This window comes from Albibacterium profundi (assembly GCF_042159835.1).
Taxonomy (GTDB): domain Bacteria; phylum Bacteroidota; class Bacteroidia; order Sphingobacteriales; family Sphingobacteriaceae; genus Albibacterium; species Albibacterium profundi.
In genome coordinates this window covers 463995-482599 of record NZ_JBBVGT010000003.1, presented here as the reverse complement: position 1 = coordinate 482599, position 18605 = coordinate 463995, and the positions used below count along the sequence as shown (strand labels likewise).

The window sequence follows — 18605 nt, the reverse complement described above, 5'->3', positions numbered from 1 at the left end:
CTATTCGCTTGTCGTTTCGCCCGTTGTTGTTTCTTGAGGTAGCTGAAGCATTCTCCATTCCGCTAACTGGAATAACCCGCCGGAACCAACTTCTGTTACATACACTCGGTAGAATAAATAGGCCTCCGTGTTGTCAAATGTAAAGATTCTTGTCATAAAACGGTCTTCAAACACCTCGTCTGTACGAGTATCTAATACAACCCATTCCTCTCCATCATTCGATGCCTGTAATGTCCAATTCTTAGGATCACGTTGTTGGGCGTCGTTAGCTGATGTAAACGTATAAGCGCCAATAACCTGTGGTTGGAAATACTCTAATTGGTACCATAGATCCCCAACATAATCAAATTGAAGAAATTTCGTATTGGTATTATTGTCAACAAGCTTTAATGAACCTTCACCAGCTTCCGGGCCACCGTTGTTGTCCCGAGAGACAGAAAGGTTTCCAGCGTCGGTGACATCTCGGACAATACCTATATCAGTTAATAACTTGGATATCTCAGCAATGGACCCTTTTGGTGTCTTTACACGTAGCGTATAGTCTTGAAACTGCCCACTTGCCACCTCTATATTGGCAACCGGCCCTTGATGAATGAGCTCTGCAGCCGTACCAATACCTTTATACCAGAACAAAGAGTCTGTCTCGATATTAGAGCTTAAGCTTAAATTAAGACTTCCATCCTCTTGTAGTTCCGTATTGATAATCAACACGCTATCAGGAGATATATCAATAACTACTTCTTTCTGTGCCCAATAACCTTGACTATTCTGCGTGTTCATTTTAACAGTGAACTCTCCTGTTTTCAAAAAGGTATGGGTAGGCGAAACGTCTAGAGAGCTACTATCATCACCAAACTCCCAACGTACAATCTCATAATCTTTAGATTGATTCTCGAAATGGAAAGTAAATGGGTCACTTTCTTCTACTTGCTCAAAAGTGAAGGCTGCCGTCGGTTTTGGCACCTCTGGCTCAGGTACTGGTGGATCTTCACTTTTACAGCCCTGAAAAAGAACTCCCAACAGTACAAATAGCATTAAAAAAGAACTCCTATTTTTCATCTTATTTTCTTTTAATCGTAATCTTTTATTTTCAGACGTGTCAAGCTTATGGCACTCTAATCATTCTCCATTCTGTCATTTGGAATAAGTTGCTATCACCGTTTTCTGTTATATTCATACGGAAATGCGTATAAGCAACCGGTGTTGCGATCTCAAACCGTCTGGTTTCTAATCGTGTAGGAAAGGTTTCGTCAGAACGTTCATCAATCGTCACCCAATTTTCACCATCGTTGGAAGCCTCCAGATACCAGTTTTTCGGGTCACGGCCAGGGGCATCGTTTCCAGACGTAAATGTATAAGCACCGATAAGTTGCGGTTCATCATAAACTAACTGCATCCAAAGATCCCCTATAAAGTCCCCTTGTAAAAATTTAGAATTGTAGTTATTGTCGATGAGTTTCAATGATCCTTCACCTGCTTCTGGACCACCGCCATTATCTCGGCTAACGCTGTAGATTCCATCATTCGTAACATCCACCTCAACAACCAGGTTTGGATGAATTAAGATCACGGTCGTATTCTTTTCATAATCAAGAATATGTCGAGATGGATCTTCCAATACAACCGATAGAGCTAAGGTATGGTCCATATTCGATTCAATTACAGACCATGGGACATTAACAGTTAAAGGACCAGAACTTAAGTTACTACCGATCGTATGAAGTTCATCCAAATCATACTCTCCTGGTTGTAAAGCAATTACATTGTCAGGCAAAATACCTTCGGATTTCAGCTGTGCAATGGTATCAGTATTAACCGTCGATTTAACCGTAAAGGATTTACTCGGCACGCCCGCTAGCGTCACGCCCAACGGAATGGTCAACCCAGCTGATGTAACTGTATAATTTTGACGGTTTCTGGCTTCGAGAATTTCTCCTCCACCATTTGTAAATGAAACATAATGAATTTCGCTTTCATTCAGCAAGTCCTCGGTATTCAGCACAACAAGGCCAGAGCCTTCGGAACCAACATGATTGCCTTTGCCTGGATCTACCAAATTAAAGGCAAAAGCGATAGCTTGTCCATAATATTTCTCAATCGCCGTCACGCTTATTGAAACGTCAAAAGATGCCGTACTAGCACCGTAGGCTACTTTTACAACATTAGGCAATTCTACTGCATTCGCTGGAAGAACTGCTGTTCCGGTCAGTACATTATCCTCAACCAACTGCTCTACCGTATCGACATTCAAGGCAACACCAACTTGAAAAGCTTTGGTTGCCGGAGTTGACAAGGTAACTTGAATAGGAACCGTAATACGCTCGTTCGATTTGACAATGTCACCTACTACGTCCCCTGCAGAAACCGCTGAGGGAGCTGTTTGCTCAATAGCGAAATCCTCCAGATCGTGATCCTTACAAGCCGCTAGGCCTACCGCAAGGACAAAGAACATATACATTTTATATTTAAATATCTTTCTCATAATCTATGGTCGATTTATAATGATGTTTTTCTTCTATCTTCCTCTATACATGGTATTATCTATCAAGCCAAACCCGTCCATCTAATTGCCAACTCTCCTGTCTGGATATTCTCAACCAGCTATAAATTTGTGCAGGTATGTCAACATTTCTCGGAACTAGTTCACCTAGGTTCTCAGCCGATGGTGCACAGATATACTCAGAAAGTCGATCCCAATCAAAATCATCGCCTCTTAAAGTCATGTGACTTCCAAGCGGCCCCTCGTCACGTATAATACCGTCATCTCCGCTACCGATAACAGGCCAGTAACCTGCAAGTGCATCGTAGTATGGATGATCTTCATCAACACCGATATTACATGAGTATTGTTCAATGACATCATCTGGCAAAGCAGCTTTCCAAATCCGAACATCCGATATATATACGTCCGGCTCGCCATGACCCGAACCATTGATATAGCCCATTCTTAATATGGCATCATTATCGAAGTTTCCCCAACCTTGAACGTTGGTTTCATTATTAAAGACACCATTGGTATAAGTTCGTACAAATCGCTCGTTATCTCTGATTACACCCACTACCGTCAAGCTATTCCATGTCGCATCAGCAAGTGTCCCACCTCGCACCTGATTTCCGTCACCAGTACCACGTGCATTAAACATCCAAAAATTATCTTCTAAGAACACAACCCAACCGTTAGAAGCCCAGCCAGACGACCATTCCGGTCTTTTTCCAAGGACAGCTGGATAGTAGAATTTATAATTATTATCAGGGCCTGGATTTTTCTTAACCTTAAGCTCAATCGTAAAGGCTTCATCTCCTAAGTTATAAATCGAGTTGTCGCCCGCTGTTACTTCGGCATATTTTTGGCCTTGGAATCTAACAAAATCCCCTTGGAACTTGCTACCTAAAAATGGCTTTCCGATAAATCGAGTTTGGTATTTATCCGCATAGAAGATTACGAATGTATTTACATCCGGATTACTAAAAACGGTATTATCATTTTCATCCTCTGGAATTTCAAAATAGCCACCTTCACTGGAAGCGATAACGACTAGCCAATTCTCTTCATCGTAAGACTCCCTGCTTTCTAGCGCTGCTAGAAGTTCTCCTACATAGCCATCAAAGGTGAGGATCGCCTCTTTATACTCAGGCACTGAATTGTCATAACCAAACTGCGCCCCAACCTTGTCTACCCCAGTAAAATGAGCGGTAATCAACGTTGCGTCATCACTACTCAAGCTCGCCACGGCAGCGTCCTTAACTGCAGCATCGTTGCTCAACACCTCACTAACATCTACGCCCGCACTGAAATTACTTTGAAATAAAGCGGAGGATGTGAACAGTTCCGTTCCACTTTCTTCATTCGCTGCTTTAATTCTTTCAGTAATCAATGGAAAAGCATCCAGATTACTGTCATCGAAATCATTTCCGACAATACCATGCTTGTCTTTTTGAACTCCGGTCAACATATCAGCCCAGTTCGTACCCGTTTGTTGAACCTCCGGATCACTTATTGAAACAAAGGAATAAATACTACTTGGTAATAAAGCATCTATGTTAGTCGCCCCAGCGGTTCGTACCGATTCGCCACGTGCACCATCCACGATAATATACAATACCTTAGGCGCACCAAACGTAACATCCACCGTATCCTGACCATAATCACGATCAGGAATTACCTTTTCGAATTCTTGTTGACAAGCCGTCAGGAAAACAGCAAGTAACATCACGGCTCCTCGACCTATTAATCTATATTTTTTAGCGTTCATCATCATTTGATTTTCTATTTAGCTGTTTAACCTATTCGATGGTTACACGAATTATATTGTTAGCCGGCAATCCGTCGAATTGCCAGAAACTTCCGATCAATAAAAGAGCTCTTTTGCCATCTTCAGACTCAGTTTCGATTATATCCCACAATGATCCGGAAAATGCGCCTGTAGCATTATAGCCCGGAGCTAAATCTCCATTGCTTTCCAGAATCATAAAGCCATCACGGTATACGCCTCCATAGCTTTTGAAATAACCAGATACTACTATTTTACCATCACTGAGCTGTCTAGCCTGTTGGATGTAACCTCCTGTAATCAATTTCGGCTTAAATGATTCATCGACGGTACCATCGGCATTTAAGAGAACGATCTGTTCACTAGCGACTCCATTGTAGGTCCTAAAGCTTCCGGTAAGAAGATATTTCCCCGTTTCCGGATTATATGAGCCTGATCCTACATGATAGTCTGGCCCTTCACCACCTGCATTAAAAGTTTCATCAATCGTGCCATCTGCATTTAAGCGAGTCACATAGCGTTTGTTCGCTCCGTCGAATGTCGAAAAGGATCCGAAAACTAAGAGTTTATCCTTCAATTCACCTTCCGTATGAAGGTAGGTGTTGATAGAACCATTACCGGCGTCCGGACTGGAATTAGTACCTTCGTTAAATCGATAGGTTTTATCCAGCGTGCCGTCAGGGTTCAAGCGCGCAATTTGTCGAACTTGCGTACTATCCAAGATCACGGTATCTCGTACTTCCAAACGATTCGGTTGATCATAGGTACGGGTAACATAGTATCTGAAATTACCTGTTACCAATAGCTTCCCATCCTGCAGATACATCTTGTCCACGGATGAATTAAATCCACCATTAAAGGTTGGATAGTACTTCGTTGTATCCGTCTGATCTGGTCTGCGATAGGGTTCAACACCCATGGTATCAATGCTTCCATTATTATTCAGCATCGTGATGTTACTGATATTATCCCCACGCTGTCCGTAGCCCCCAAATGCACCGGCGATATAGAACTTATTGTTATACTGAACAACCGAATTTAGAAAACCATTCGCACCTTTGCCGGTACGCAGACTTGCGTCATAGGTACCATCAGGAAAGATTCTAACAATTCGGTTGATCGGTCTAATAATCCCTTTATTATCATAATTCGTAAAACCACCGACAAGAATCTGTTTCCCGTCATCTGTATTCAATATATGTGCAACCGTACCATTCGCTCCCCTCGTTGCCTGAAAGGTCGGGTCAAGCTTAATCAAGCCGGTTACTGTAAATCTAGGTCCAAATACCACGACCTCGCCTACGGAGATAGAAACGACGCCCGTACTTGCATAGTCTGGCACTTTTACCTTCACCTCGCTATCCGTCACCGACAAGACTTCAGCCTCTTCTCCGCTAATTCGAAATATCATCTCATCCTGATATGGGACTAAGCCGGTAACTTTAAAAGTTACTTCCGTTCCCGGCAATCCGCTTTCAGGAACTGGCGTTTGGCTTGCATCGATTTTAATTCCTAAAGGCGCCTTACCTTCTCCGTAAGGCTCGCTAAACTCTTGCTCCTTTTCCCGGCAGCTAACGACCATGAGTGGCAGAACCATCACAATAGTCAATTTAAATAGTGTTTTTAATATCTTCATAATGCAATTCGCTATAACATTAATTTCTTTAACCCTAATTACGTTTACTTTCTAAAATATCGTGCACAACATCACCCTGTCGGAAACCAAATGATCCATTTGTGTAATCTAAGGCGTGGACAATCCCATTGTTAGGCTCTATATCCGAAGATGCAACCCGAACGGTAATCCATGATGTAGGGAATGACACATCGGGGATATAGGATATATGCAATTGTCGGTATCCCATATATTTTATTCCGCCAGCATCATTATACACGACGCCTATATTTGATACCTCACCACTAAGCGCATAATAATTCTGTCCTGGATAAATATTAAGCAGATTGTAATCTATCTGTGGATAATCCATCAATTTATTTTTCCCAGTAAACATATGTCTGAGCAAATACCGCCTCCAAATAATTGAATCCACGTCAGCAAGAGTTACGATAGTATCCCTTCCTAAAACATATAACTGCTGGTTTACCCCTCCTCGATCCAAGGCGCCAATCAGATCTTTAATATCCTCATCGCTTGGTGCAAAGAAGGTAAACTCACCTGTTTGAAACATCTCTTCTAATCCACCCAGCCTAACGATCTGCGCAATGGTATCAAATTGCATTGGTTTCGAGTCTAGATAATCCATCACACTTCCCTCGAATATTGGATTCGCTAAGCCACCGTCCACATAGTAATCATCTTTACTGCATGCGGTTGTCAACAACAGCACACATGCCATTAAAGTTGTTAATCTTTTTAATATTGATATTCTCATTTCAAAATGAATTAAATATTTACAAACCAGTTGTTAACCAATATTCGTTCAAGGTCATAAACGGGTTATTTACCCTTGCGCTTTGATCAATCGGCCAAGTCCACGCCCGTCTATTGTATTGATCTTGATTCAGCGGCTTATATGCCCACATCGAACTCAAAATACGGCGTGTTCTTATTAGGTCAAAATAGCGGTGACCTTCACCTATTAATTCCCGCGCTCTTTCCAAGAATATAAAATCCTTCAAGTGCTGACCGCCAGGCCCATCGTATAAAGTTGCTTCCGCACGCTCCCTTACCACATCTACTACCGCTTTAGCCTCCGCATCTCTTCCAAGTTCTGCTAGTGCTTCGGCACGCAGCAATATAGCTCCGGCATAACGGAAAATCATAAAAGTGTTATCCGGGTTCTTGTCCTCATTACCAGATGCATAAACGTTATATCCAAATTTCTTAGCGATAAATTGGCCGCTATTAGACAACATGTCCTCAAACCAAAAATCTCTTCTTTTATCGGCTACACTTTCGGGATACAACTTTTCCATATATTCAGAACGGAAGTAGCAGTGACTGATCTGATTATTAAAACGCGGAAATTTATACGGCCAGCGTAAGAAGTGATCACCAAAAGGCGCAAGAGCCGCATTAGCATCACCGTAGTTAATACTTCTATAAAACTCAAACAGACTTTCATCCGAACGCCCTTTTGTTACCCTTGCCCAGCCTTCTTCGTCAAGTGGCAGCAAACGATAGGAGTTGCTCTCCATTAACTCAGCACCTAAGGCAGCGGTCGCTTGATAATACTTCTGTGCATTACCCCGGTCGAATCCGGCATTCCACATGTTCATGTTCATAAGCAAGGCGACAATGCTGCCTCTACTCGCACGTGCTCCCTTTAAAGCGGGATCCGAGAATGTCCAGGGCATATCATTTTTAAGAGGCTCAAGATCGGCAATACACTTATTTAGAACCGATACCATATCTTCACGAGGCAGTGCTTCTGAGTGGTACGGGTCTGTATAATAGACTACATCACCATATAATCTAACCATCCAGAAATACGTAAAGCTTCTCAAAAACACCGCTTCAGCTATATAGCGATTTGTGTCTTCTTGAGAGAGACCCGGAATACCTTCATTCAACTTGTCGATGAGGATATTGGCGGTCTGAATCACTTGATAATATCTCGTCCAATTGGTTATTCTTTCCATGTGATACCACTCCCAAGGAGCGCTTGGATCCATGGCACGGATCAACTCATTTCTACCCAATACTTCAACAATGACACGTGAATTATAGTTATTCGCACCCGGAGATGCGACAATCTCGCCAGATCGAGCTTCCCCTATCGCGCCAATCACCCAAGTTTCATTAAGTTTGTCAAAGAACATGCTGTACATATTCGCCATATTGGCCTCTACATCATCTTTCGATTGATAAAAGTTATTTCCCGTCAATCGGTCTTTGGGTTCGATGTTCAAATATTCCTTACAAGAAGTAACACTGACTAACATCAGAACGGCTATAAAAGACCCTAAGAACTTCATATCTATTTTTATTTTTTTCATGACAGCTTTGGATTAAAATTCGATATTAAAACCAACATTATAGGTCCTCGGCACGGGATAACCTTCCGAAATATCACGTCCCATACTGGTCACGTTTTCCGGATTCGGCCCGCTATAGCCAGAGAATGTTTTTAAATTGTCGGCGGATATATATACCCTAAGATTTTCAAGCCCAATACTACGCATCAATCTCTTATCGAACATATAAGACAATGAAACACTATTAATTTTCAAATAAGAGCCATCTTCCGCCCAAAGCGTTTGGTCGAATCGGAACGGTAATATAGAGCCATAACGTGTATAGTCATAAGCGTATGGATACCTAGCGATATCGCCCGGCTGACGCCACATATCGACATCATCCAAAGGCACTACCACCCGGTCACCGAATGGATCACGCATGAGATCTAAACGCTGTGCCATTGCATTATTTAAAATAGTACGCTTGGCCGTAAAGGATGCAAAAATATTTAGTCCAAAATTCTTATAGGTAATATTGGTTGAAAGACCTCCTGTAAATAGAGGCTGCGTGTTGCCCGTTCTCGCATAATCGTTAATATCCAAGACATAATCGCCATTCAGGTCAGTGAATATAGGATCACCACCCAAGAACTCCTCATTGTTTGTACGATAACGCAAGCCGGTAACCGGATCTACTGGAACTGCCGCGTCATCGGTATAAACACCTTCATTTAAACGTAAATAATTTGACATGGTAGCTGTACCGACACGATACACATTATGTTGTAGGTGATCATTCGATCCTTCAAAACGAATAAACTGACCTCCGTAGTGCGCTGGCAACTTCAACAGAATATCTTGGTTATAGGCAGCATTCGCTGTAACCGTTAGCCCCACGGCTCTGCTTGGATCCAAGGGCCTGAGTGTAATAGACAACTCGTGACCATAGTTAGCAATCCCAGCGTCATTACTTACCAACTTTCCAAAACCCACTGTATTCGATAGGAATTGGTCAAACAAGATATTATCCACCTTCTTATAATAGGTATCGTAAATCAGCTCAAACTTACCGTTAAACAAACCTACGTCAAAACCAAGGTTATACTGACTGGTTGTGGTTGGTTTCAGGGTCGGGTTTGGAATCTGACCAAAATCCAAGCCTATCCCCTGCATGGAGTTATAATTACCGGTAATATTATAGCGTCCATAGATACGTTCCAGTGTACCATTAGGAACAATATTGGTACCCCAACTCATTCTCACCGCCCCATAATCTAACCAATCCAATGACTGTAAAAACAGCTCTTTATCAAAGTTCCACCTAAATCCAATGGCGGGATTCTTCGAATACAAATTATCAAAACCGTTACCAGATGAACCGTCAAGTCGATACGAAAGATCCAATACATATTTCTTTTTATAATCGTAAGACGCTGCTAGAGCAAACGATGCCGCCCTTGCATCTTGAAAATTGGTTAATACCCCACCACCTCTCGAGAAATACGCGTCGAAACCGAAAGGTCCCTGGAACTGATCATTCGGGGTACGTTGCTGCAATGAAATCGCATTTTGCCTACCTACAATTCTAAATTCATTGAACGCGTTTATAAAAATATTATGGTCCTCATTAAAGGTCTTTGAATAGTTGATAATGTTACGATTATAAAGCTGTGTCTCCCGACCGTTGAAAGCGTATACGCTCGCAAATTGATTGTTAGCTGCAGCCGGTGTAAAGGTATCTTCTATTTTTGAGACAAATTCGTAGCTCAAGCTAGTAGAAGCTCTCAAACCCGGAATAAAATTATATCCAGCTTCTACATAGGAACGTAATAAGCGCGAGCTGTTATCATTCACTGTCTGCAAAGCCGAAACATAATCGCCTGAGGCTTGGAAGAATGACGGCCCCGGTAGTAAAGTAGATGCCAGTCCATTATTAGCAACGCCGGTCTGCAATAGGCCCACGCCATCCCCTTTATTTTGCTTACCCACGTTTCCAGTCAACTGCCCAATAAAATTAAATTTATCATTCGGTTTATATTCCATTCGCATATTGGCCGTATAGCGATCAAAGCCCGTATTTCGAATAATTCCCTTCTCCGAGAAATAACCTAAGTTGGCTTTATAATTGAAGGACGGGTTACCACCATCGATTGCCAGGTTATGACTTTGGTTATAGGTTGTCCGATAGAACAGATCCTGCCAGTTAGTCGAATTATTCCAATAAGGGTTCAAACTATCTGATAAAAACCAGGTTGACGATATTCTGCGAACATCTGCTTCATCTAAAGCGTTTCCTAAAATTTGCTCGATTTTCAGTTGGCGCTCCAAGTTACCACCCAGCGTTGCACGCAAAGCAGGCGGTGTCTTCATAAAGGTATTGTGCGTATAACGAACACGTGGTATTGGAGAATTACCTCGTTTGGTCGTAATAATAATAACCCCATAAGCTGCCAAGGATCCATACAAAGACGTTGCTTGTGCATCCTTTAGAATCTCAATGCTTTCTATATCTTCCTGTGGAATCATGGAAAGCGGACTCACACCCGGACCTTGTTGTTGGAAACCGAATTCTGTAGCTCTATCTGCATCCATGGGCACGCCATCAATTACATATAAAGGGGAAGTCGGTTGTAAGAAGGACGAGTTACCAGAACCGGTAACAGATAGCGTTGAAAGACCACGAATCTGGTTAGATCCACGAAAACCTGGTGCACCAGTATTGACTTGAACGTTCATCCCCGGTACCATCCCTTGTAACATGGACTCAATATTTGCTGTTGGAACTTCGGGTAAGTCGTCACCGCTGATTCCAAATGACGAACCGGTACTCAATTCCTTCGATCGTTTTACATAACCACGAATCACAACGGCCTCCATCTCGCTGACATCTTCTTTCATGCGTACTGATATGCTTGTTTGGCCAGGATTAAGCTTCACGGTTTCATCTAGGTAGCCTATAAACTTAAAGACCAATGTAGCACCGCTTGGTACGTTGACTGAAAACTCACCTCGTGTATTGGTACTGGCTACACCGGTAAGTGGTGTGCCCGAAAATACCGTAACGCCAGGCATCGCTAAATTGGATTGATCGGTGACGATACCCTTCACCACAACTCGATTCTGAGCCTGCAAGTCTTTCGTCAAAAAGCCCAAGCCGGCTAATAACATTATATATATATATCTTCTCATAGCAAGAACTTTTTGCAATTATTCATCTTCAAACTTTGGATTATCTCCTCTAAAATGGAATACGATCTCCCAATCGCCCGGCTCAAATATTCTAAAATCAAGTCCGAAGGCAGCCGTCGTTAAATTACCGCCAAAACCTTTTCTGGAATATGAGAATTCAACCTTTGCATTACTTCCATTCGTAAACCTCGTGTTAATATTTACCAGGGGAATCGGGTAAGCGACATCGTATTGCACGTATTCGTCGGTTTTTACCATATTAAAGCCGTGTACCAATTGATCCCACTTCGTCTCATTGAACAGATCCGGGTTCATTGGATTACCTTCTTTGTCAAGGAATACAAATCGTAGGTTCTTCCCTGATCCTCCTTCAAAAGGTCTGATATAAACGACCACATCTTTCTTTTCGTCATCACTACGCAAGCTGAGATCTGTACTTTCTCCAATCACATTCCGAAGCCATGGCCTGATATAATCTCGCTTGTTCGGGTTTTCTGGATCTAACGGATCGGGAGCCACTTCACCTGTATAAGGGTTGATATCCGTTGATGGCTCATAAGGTCTTTCTCTCCATGGAATGACTTGAAAGTCCTTCAATAGAACCTCTCCACCTGTATTGGTAATCTTCAAGTCAAAAAAGCGGATATCCTGAACCAGGTTACTGCTATCCGTTGGTCTTGGCTCAATCAGCTCATTCGTGGAAGCTGCCCACATGATGAACTGACCAGACTCACGAACCTCAAATAATGGGCGTTCTTCCAAATGGCGTTTCGCTTCTATCTCTTCCAAACTAGTTTCCAATCCATCATAGGCAGCATCCCATACCCAAACCTCTCTGGTCTGAAATAAGTCAGTGACCGGTCGTCCATCACCGTATCGTGGGTTTACAATTTCAAAGGTCAATGGTAGCGTGGAATTATCGGTTGAAATATTTCCCAGCAAGCTTGTTCTACCCAATACAGGTTCCAATATCTTACTTTGATAGTTGATATTTTCGCTTATAAAGTCCTTTTCTTCAGGAAGGTTATAAATCTCTTTACATGAGCCCACCAATAGTAGCATCACCAAAGCACCACTCCATATGGTCGATGAACCGTATCGAAACCTTCTTCTTATTTTTTCTCTATGTTCCATTCGCATGGTATCTTTATTCGTTAATTGTTAAACTTGCTTGAGCATCCTCCATTGTGGTATTATTCACACTCCAATCTGCCATCTGCATTGAGCTGCCTCCTCTACTTCGCGTGATATTTAGTCGGTAGAATTTGTACGCCACTTCATTGGATATATGGAATATCTTCTGTTGGAAACGTTGGTCAAATATCTCTGCTGAACGAGAGTCAAGCGTTACCCAATTTTCACCATCATTGGACGCCTGCAGATTCCAGTCGATCGGGTCACGATCAGGGAAGTCATTAGCTGACGTTACCGTATATGAATCAGCAACTGTTGCTTCATTCAACTCAAACTGTAGCCATTCAGAGCTGAAGCCGCCAAGTAGGAATTTCGTTTCCGGGTTACCATCGAAGGCAAACTGCGATGCTTCGATAGCGTTCGGGCCACCACTGTTCTCACGAGAAACGGACGCTGTGCCCCCTATGATTTGGAATAGATTCGGTGGTGGCGGGATAAACGTTAAACGGCTCACGAAGTCGTCAAATCCGAATACATGATCCTGATCAACCACATGGACAATCGCGTTATCCGTTTCAATATTGATCGAGCTTGTTGACGTAACTACCCAGTCGCGTTCAAATTGACTGCGTTTGGTATCACTGAACGTAATAATTTCCGGCCCGCCATCAACATAGCCTGATGAGGTTGTTTTTGCTAAACGAGCCTGCATCGGATAACCATAGCGAACGCCTAACAAACGCAGACCATCTTGTTTCTGCAATGAGTCGCTCACATATTTCCCTCTCATGATATACTGCGTAACCATTGTATCCAAATGCTCGTAGGTAACGCTTTCTAAATATTCGTTAGGTCGGTCTGCCAATCGACGAAGATTATTCAAGTTGGTAATAGCCAGTTGAAAGCTTTGATTGGTCAATGCGAATAGCGTAATATTACTATCCTGAACAATTGATTGCATACCAAGTCGATCAATCACCTTTACCAAAGAGTCATAAACACCGGGTTTACTTTTTAAGTATTCGTACGCATTTCCCTGAAAGTCTCTTTCTATGACTTTAGGCTCATAATACCCGCCGTCTTTTGTACAGGATGAAATAAACACACCTGCAAATAATAAGAAACCGCCTATATAATGTACTATTTTCATAAGTGTCGTATTTATTTCCAATATGAATTCTGAACTAATTGATCGTTCTGAGCGAGAATCGACCGTGATATTGGCCAGTAAATCCCGTCTTGTGCAATCAGCTGATTATATTTTTCGTTGTTTCTACGGATTTTATTATAGCGGACCAGATCATACCAACGGTGTCCTTCACCCATTAACTCGCGTTGCCTTTCACGGAAAATAGCATCCACTAAGTTTCCATTCTCTTCTTCGCTATAGTTTTCCAATCCTCTACGAACTCGAATTTCATTTAAATATTCGATTGCTGCATTTCTCTCTCCCAACACGGCCAAGGCTTCGGCACGTAGCAAGGTAACATCTTCAAGCCGAGTGAAGACAATAGCACTTGAAAAGATGCGGAAGGAAGGATCGGAGGATCCGCCCATGATAACTTTGATTTTACTGAAGATAGGGTACTTCCCGTTGAAGTTGGCGAAATAGCGCTCTTCACCCGGATTCCCCAGTGTATCCAAACTAAAGCGTTCGTCACCCATTTCATTAAAAATATTCAAGATTGAATCTTTAGGAAGATAGAGGTCAGGTAAGCTTTTATTGACTACGGGCTCTGCTAAAGTTAGCTCTTCTATGTGACCGGTAAAACTCGCCGCCACGTGTCCCCAGTCGAAATTGAAAGCCAATAACTGATTAATATTCTTGTTATAGAAGAAGCCATTGGCATCCGTTAGGTTCGCTGTGGAAATATAACCATTACCTGCTCGTTCATAATTATCGGTAACAAATTTAGAATAGGTCGCAACATCTGGATAGTTCCCTTGCCAAGCGGCTACGTGTGCCAGTACCGCGTATGCTGATAGCTTTCGAACCAAAGCTCCATCCCAACGTCCGGAAGTTTCATTGTAATAGTCTCCTTGTTGTTGCTCATCACCTACACTGTAGCGGTACGGTAATAACTCTGCCGCAGCTGCCATCTCCTGCTCTACCCATGCAAGGATTCTATCTTTATCTTCCCGTGGTTGATTAACGAAATCGCCATCAAAAGAAGACGTGATAAAAGGCACATCGCCCCAAATACGAACCATGTAGAAATAAGCAAAGGCTCTTAAAAAACGTGCTTGTGCAATATCCACGGTCATGTTGTTATCCGTATAGCGCTCATCAGCTTCCTTAACTTCGTGAACTCGCTCCAAGAAAATATTAGCTGCATTAACAACCGCAAACCAGCGTCTCCAATTTGACAGGGCTTCCAACGACGGGTATGAACCGTTGAGATCATTGTCGATTATTGCTTTTAAATCTTGTCGGTTCGGGCTGGCAAACTCACCTGCCCGAACGTCACCATAGAGCCAATGGGCATTATGGTCAGCCATCGCAGTCTGCGTTAAGCCATAGACACCCATGAGGGCCGCTCTCGTATCTTCGAGCTTATTCCACATATTCTCCTCAGAAACTGTGCGCGTTGAATCAATATCGAGCATCTTCTCGCAACCAAAAAAGGAGAATACAACAAACAACCCAAGTAATATTTTTTTCTTCATCATAAGCTATTTTAAATGTTATGCATCATTTCTTATTATAAATCCACTTTCACGCCGATCGTGTAGGTTGTTGGTATGGCCATTCCGTAACCCGTATCATAGCCTGTAAAATTCACCAATTCAGGATCTCTACCCGAATAGGATGAGATGGTTAACAGGTTATGAGCTGAACCGTAGACATAAATTCTATTAATAGACGATCTTCTCGACTTCAAAATGGACGAAAGATCATATCCCAAAGACACCGTACGTAATTTTAAGAATGATCCGTTCTCCAAGAAAAGATCCTGTTCTGCACGGTAGGGAATTACCGAACTCCATGGATTATATAGTGGGTATTGGCTGTAATCGCCTCTTTCCTCCCAATAGGTAATCTCCTTCACTGAGCTCATTTCAATATTACCTTCGCGGTTAATAAAGTTGAAGCGGTTTGACATTTCTTGATTGACGATGTTTCTACCCAAATTGAAGTAAAAATCAACTCCGAGTGACCAGTCCTGATAGGTGAACGCATTATTGAAACCACCTGTCACTTTCGGGAAGATATTACCCATTAACGTTTTATCAGCATCGTTAATTTGATTATCATTATTCAGGTCCGCCCATTTGGGATCACCCGCATGCATTTCATTACCATTATAAGATAAGCGTGTCCCATCTTGTTCAGGAATTTCCGCATCAGACTCGTATATGCCATTGTTCGTGTACAACCAAAAACGATCTACAGCTTCACCAACACGCAACAAGCGATCCCCTATGACAATCTCATCCAATCCATTAGGTAGCGCAGTCAATTGATTTTGGTTATAATTCATTAGTAATGATGTCGTCCAGCCAACCGTCTTATCATTATGGGCTAGCACATCTGCACCCAACATCAGTTCTACACCCATATTGCGAACATCCATACCTGGGTGATAAGACTGGGTATATCCAAACTCTGCAAAAGAAGGGATACCTAACATCTGGTTCTTGTCCTCCTTATAATAAGCATCCACACTCATACGATAACGATCGTTAATCCAAGACGCGTCAACTCCAACATTCACTTGATCTGTATAAGCCCATGGGATTCCATAACCTACCCATCCAAAATCATAAGGTCTAGTTAATACTGCTAAACCATTGTAGCCTGGATTAATTTTATTACCGGTATAGCTTAGTTCAGCTGTATATTGTGGCCCCTGCGAATAATTATCAAAGGAATTGAGTTTGCCTAATCGACCGGCATTTAGTCGGAGGTTCAGGTTGGACCAAACTGTGTTCCCAGCCATTAGATCGTTCTTCACATTCCAGCCCAAGGCTAATGTCGGACTAATAAACCAACGTTCTGTTGGCTGTGCATTAGACGAGCCGTCTGATCTTAACAAGAAGGAAACTGTGTATTTTGAGTCAAAATTATACGAAGCTCTACCATAGAATGAAACCAAATTTCGTTTCGTACGATCCAAGAATTTATAAACCAATTCACGAGGGAATGCTGTTGGTATCAGATAGTTGGGATTATAAGGATCCGACTCCAGAAGATTTAGCTTAATAAAGTCGTTCACTCCCTTGTAAGCATATGCATAATTATATTTATGTGCATCCCATTCCAATATTGCACTGCCTTCGAGGTACAGACGATTTCTATCGTCAATATCCCAATCGTAAGTAAGCGTATTATCGAAGATCAAACGTTGATTAAACCCGTAATAATTGGATGCATAACTATTTTCTTCCAATAGCGGACGAGGATAGAATAAGTCGCGGTAACCTTCATTATAATCCACAGCTAAACGTGTGGTAAAGCTTAAGCGATCTAAATCGACTACCAACTTCGCGTTTCCTTGAATTAAATTGGTAAAGTTATCATCGAAACTGTTTTCAAATTTGTCCAGATAGCCGCTATAAACCTCATCATTCGGAGCTAAAGGAGATGACAAATCCGGCAAATAATTCATTTGCGCAAAACGATCGCGTAAATTCTTGTTGCGGTGCCGCTCGAGTCTGTTTCCATTTACCATGGCAGAAAACATTAACCATTTCAATGGCTTCATATTAATGGCGAACATCGCACTATAACGATTCAAACCGGTATTATCCGCGATACCCTTGTTACTCATATTTCCGACCGAGAAACGGAAATTGGCGCGTTCTGATCCCCCGGATATATCCGCTGATATACCATGAATCAAGTTATTCTGATAATAAGAATCTGACCAATCAGACGGGCCATAGTAAGAACTGTTCAGCGAGTCGCTTAAGTAGATCGGATAAACATCATCATCGTTATAGCGACCATTGGTTGTGTATTTGTTATAAAACTGTCTACGGAAGTCATTTTCATAAGACCCATTAATAGTAGTTACAGTAGGTCGCTGAACCATTCCAAAGTAAGAATTAAAGCTTATCTTTTTGCTTTTCTTCTCCGGTTGTTTTGTGGTTATCTCGATAACACCATTTGCCGCTTTCGGTCCGTATTTTGCCGCTGAAGCTAAATCTCGTAAAACACGAACAGATTCGATGTTATTCATATCAACCGAAGCCAGCAGATTCGTTGCAGGTCCAATTCTATCGAAACGATATTGCTGGATATCAAAAGCAAAGGGATGGTCGTTAGAAATCAAAGGGATACCATCAACAACCACTAATGGCTGTGCATCGTAAAGATCTCTATGTGACAGAACCGGCACACTAAGGCCACGAATAAACATCGACTGAACGACCCCTGGCTCACCGCTGGATTCGTGGACGTGGACTCCCGGTGCATTCCCTTTAATATACTGCTGCAATGAAACCGCAGGGAAAATAGACAAGGCCCGAGGGTTCAATACCCCTTCAAGCGGCACGTCCGTAAAAATAGAATCTCGACCTATGTCGAACTCATTCGCCTGCAATGAAGTATCCCTCGCGGACGTATCCTGAAGGGTGGTATCCTGCTGAATCACCATGGCGGGCATCAATGCAAAACCATTGCTACAAAGCGCCAATAAGAGGGAAACGGTTACTAATAAAATGCGCATACTCATTAAGTTATAACTGGGAAACTAAAAACTCTGAAAAAGACATAGCTATCACATGTCAACCCTAACGTCGATGCTAGGGAAAAATAAACATGATCAATAAAAACTGAAACCTTAGGTTAATAATCTATTTGTTTCGTTAATGATGACTGTTGAAGAGTAAAAGTTTCTATTCATAATTTTTTGTTTACAATGTCATAAAATTTATTTCGACTACAATAAGATCTCCTGATCTTCCTTAATCGCGAAATAGTTTACTGTTTTATTCTGGCTTATTACTATTACTGGTTATTTATTAAGTTTATAAAGCTAATTTATCAAATAAAAACGATTTAGCAAATATTTTCTAAAAATATTTTATTTTTTTATTGCCCCTACTTTTTCGTTTCTAAAAACATCCAATCTAGATCGGTATTAA

11 protein-coding genes are annotated in these 18605 nt (G+C 42.0%); all 11 read right to left on the bottom strand.

Going from position 1 to position 18605, the window contains the following annotated elements; all coding sequences use genetic code 11:
- The 11 genes from WKR92_RS13515 to WKR92_RS13465 are packed head-to-tail and all read right to left on the bottom strand — an operon-like array spanning window position 1 to window position 18187.
- On the bottom strand, window positions 1-1059 hold the full coding sequence (locus WKR92_RS13515) for a PKD domain-containing protein (protein ID WP_375558368.1): 1059 nt from the start codon (window positions 1057-1059) through the stop codon (window positions 1-3).
- Window positions 1060-1105: 46 nt separating this feature from the next.
- A complete protein-coding gene (locus WKR92_RS13510) occupies window positions 1106-2482 on the bottom strand; it encodes a discoidin domain-containing protein (RefSeq protein WP_375558367.1) in 1377 nt (458 codons plus the stop codon).
- Window positions 2483-2537: 55 nt separating this feature from the next.
- On the bottom strand, window positions 2538-4259 hold the full coding sequence (locus WKR92_RS13505) for an alkaline phosphatase family protein (protein WP_375558366.1): 1722 nt from the start codon (window positions 4257-4259) through the stop codon (window positions 2538-2540).
- Window positions 4260-4284: 25 nt separating this feature from the next.
- Window positions 4285-5907 (bottom strand): DUF5008 domain-containing protein, encoded by a 1623-nt coding sequence (locus tag WKR92_RS13500; protein WP_375558365.1) that lies wholly within the window; start codon window positions 5905-5907, stop codon window positions 4285-4287.
- Window positions 5908-5941: 34 nt separating this feature from the next.
- On the bottom strand, window positions 5942-6664 hold the full coding sequence (locus WKR92_RS13495; protein WP_375558364.1) for a fasciclin domain-containing protein: 723 nt from the start codon (window positions 6662-6664) through the stop codon (window positions 5942-5944).
- Window positions 6665-6683: 19 nt separating this feature from the next.
- The gene (locus WKR92_RS13490; RefSeq protein ID WP_375558363.1) at window positions 6684-8231 is read right to left on the bottom strand and encodes a RagB/SusD family nutrient uptake outer membrane protein; all 1548 of its coding nucleotides are present in this window, start codon (window positions 8229-8231) and stop codon (window positions 6684-6686) included.
- Between the two features lie 12 nt (window positions 8232-8243).
- Window positions 8244-11381, bottom strand: a complete 3138-nt coding sequence (locus WKR92_RS13485; protein WP_375558362.1) for a SusC/RagA family TonB-linked outer membrane protein — start codon at window positions 11379-11381, stop codon at window positions 8244-8246.
- Window positions 11382-11399: 18 nt separating this feature from the next.
- A complete protein-coding gene (locus tag WKR92_RS13480) occupies window positions 11400-12515 on the bottom strand; it encodes a DUF5007 domain-containing protein (protein WP_375558361.1) in 1116 nt (371 codons plus the stop codon).
- 13 nt (window positions 12516-12528) lie between these two features.
- Complete coding sequence (locus WKR92_RS13475) at window positions 12529-13665, bottom strand: discoidin domain-containing protein (protein ID WP_375558360.1); 1137 nt, start codon at window positions 13663-13665, stop codon at window positions 12529-12531.
- An 11-nt stretch (window positions 13666-13676) separates the two neighbouring features.
- Window positions 13677-15185 (bottom strand): RagB/SusD family nutrient uptake outer membrane protein, encoded by a 1509-nt coding sequence (locus WKR92_RS13470; RefSeq protein WP_375558359.1) that lies wholly within the window; start codon window positions 15183-15185, stop codon window positions 13677-13679.
- Between the two features lie 32 nt (window positions 15186-15217).
- Window positions 15218-18187 (bottom strand): SusC/RagA family TonB-linked outer membrane protein, encoded by a 2970-nt coding sequence (locus WKR92_RS13465; protein ID WP_375558358.1) that lies wholly within the window; start codon window positions 18185-18187, stop codon window positions 15218-15220.
- Window positions 18188-18605 lie beyond the last annotated feature (418 nt).

Bases quoted from the DNA above. Each gene is read 5' to 3' on its own strand.
- WKR92_RS13515 (WP_375558368.1), bottom strand. From the start codon at position 1,059: ATGAAAAATAGGAGTTCTTTTTTAATGCTATTTGTACTGTTGGGAGTT.
- WKR92_RS13510 (WP_375558367.1), bottom strand. From the start codon at position 2,482: ATGAGAAAGATATTTAAATATAAAATGTATATGTTCTTTGTCCTTGCG.
- WKR92_RS13505 (WP_375558366.1), bottom strand. From the start codon at position 4,259: ATGATGATGAACGCTAAAAAATATAGATTAATAGGTCGAGGAGCCGTG.
- WKR92_RS13500 (WP_375558365.1), bottom strand. From the start codon at position 5,907: ATGAAGATATTAAAAACACTATTTAAATTGACTATTGTGATGGTTCTG.
- WKR92_RS13495 (WP_375558364.1), bottom strand. From the start codon at position 6,664: ATGAGAATATCAATATTAAAAAGATTAACAACTTTAATGGCATGTGTG.
- WKR92_RS13490 (WP_375558363.1), bottom strand. From the start codon at position 8,231: ATGAAAAAAATAAAAATAGATATGAAGTTCTTAGGGTCTTTTATAGCC.
- WKR92_RS13485 (WP_375558362.1), bottom strand. From the start codon at position 11,381: ATGAGAAGATATATATATATAATGTTATTAGCCGGCTTGGGCTTTTTG.
- WKR92_RS13480 (WP_375558361.1), bottom strand. From the start codon at position 12,515: ATGGAACATAGAGAAAAAATAAGAAGAAGGTTTCGATACGGTTCATCG.
- WKR92_RS13475 (WP_375558360.1), bottom strand. From the start codon at position 13,665: ATGAAAATAGTACATTATATAGGCGGTTTCTTATTATTTGCAGGTGTG.
- WKR92_RS13470 (WP_375558359.1), bottom strand. From the start codon at position 15,185: ATGATGAAGAAAAAAATATTACTTGGGTTGTTTGTTGTATTCTCCTTT.
- WKR92_RS13465 (WP_375558358.1), bottom strand. From the start codon at position 18,187: ATGCGCATTTTATTAGTAACCGTTTCCCTCTTATTGGCGCTTTGTAGC.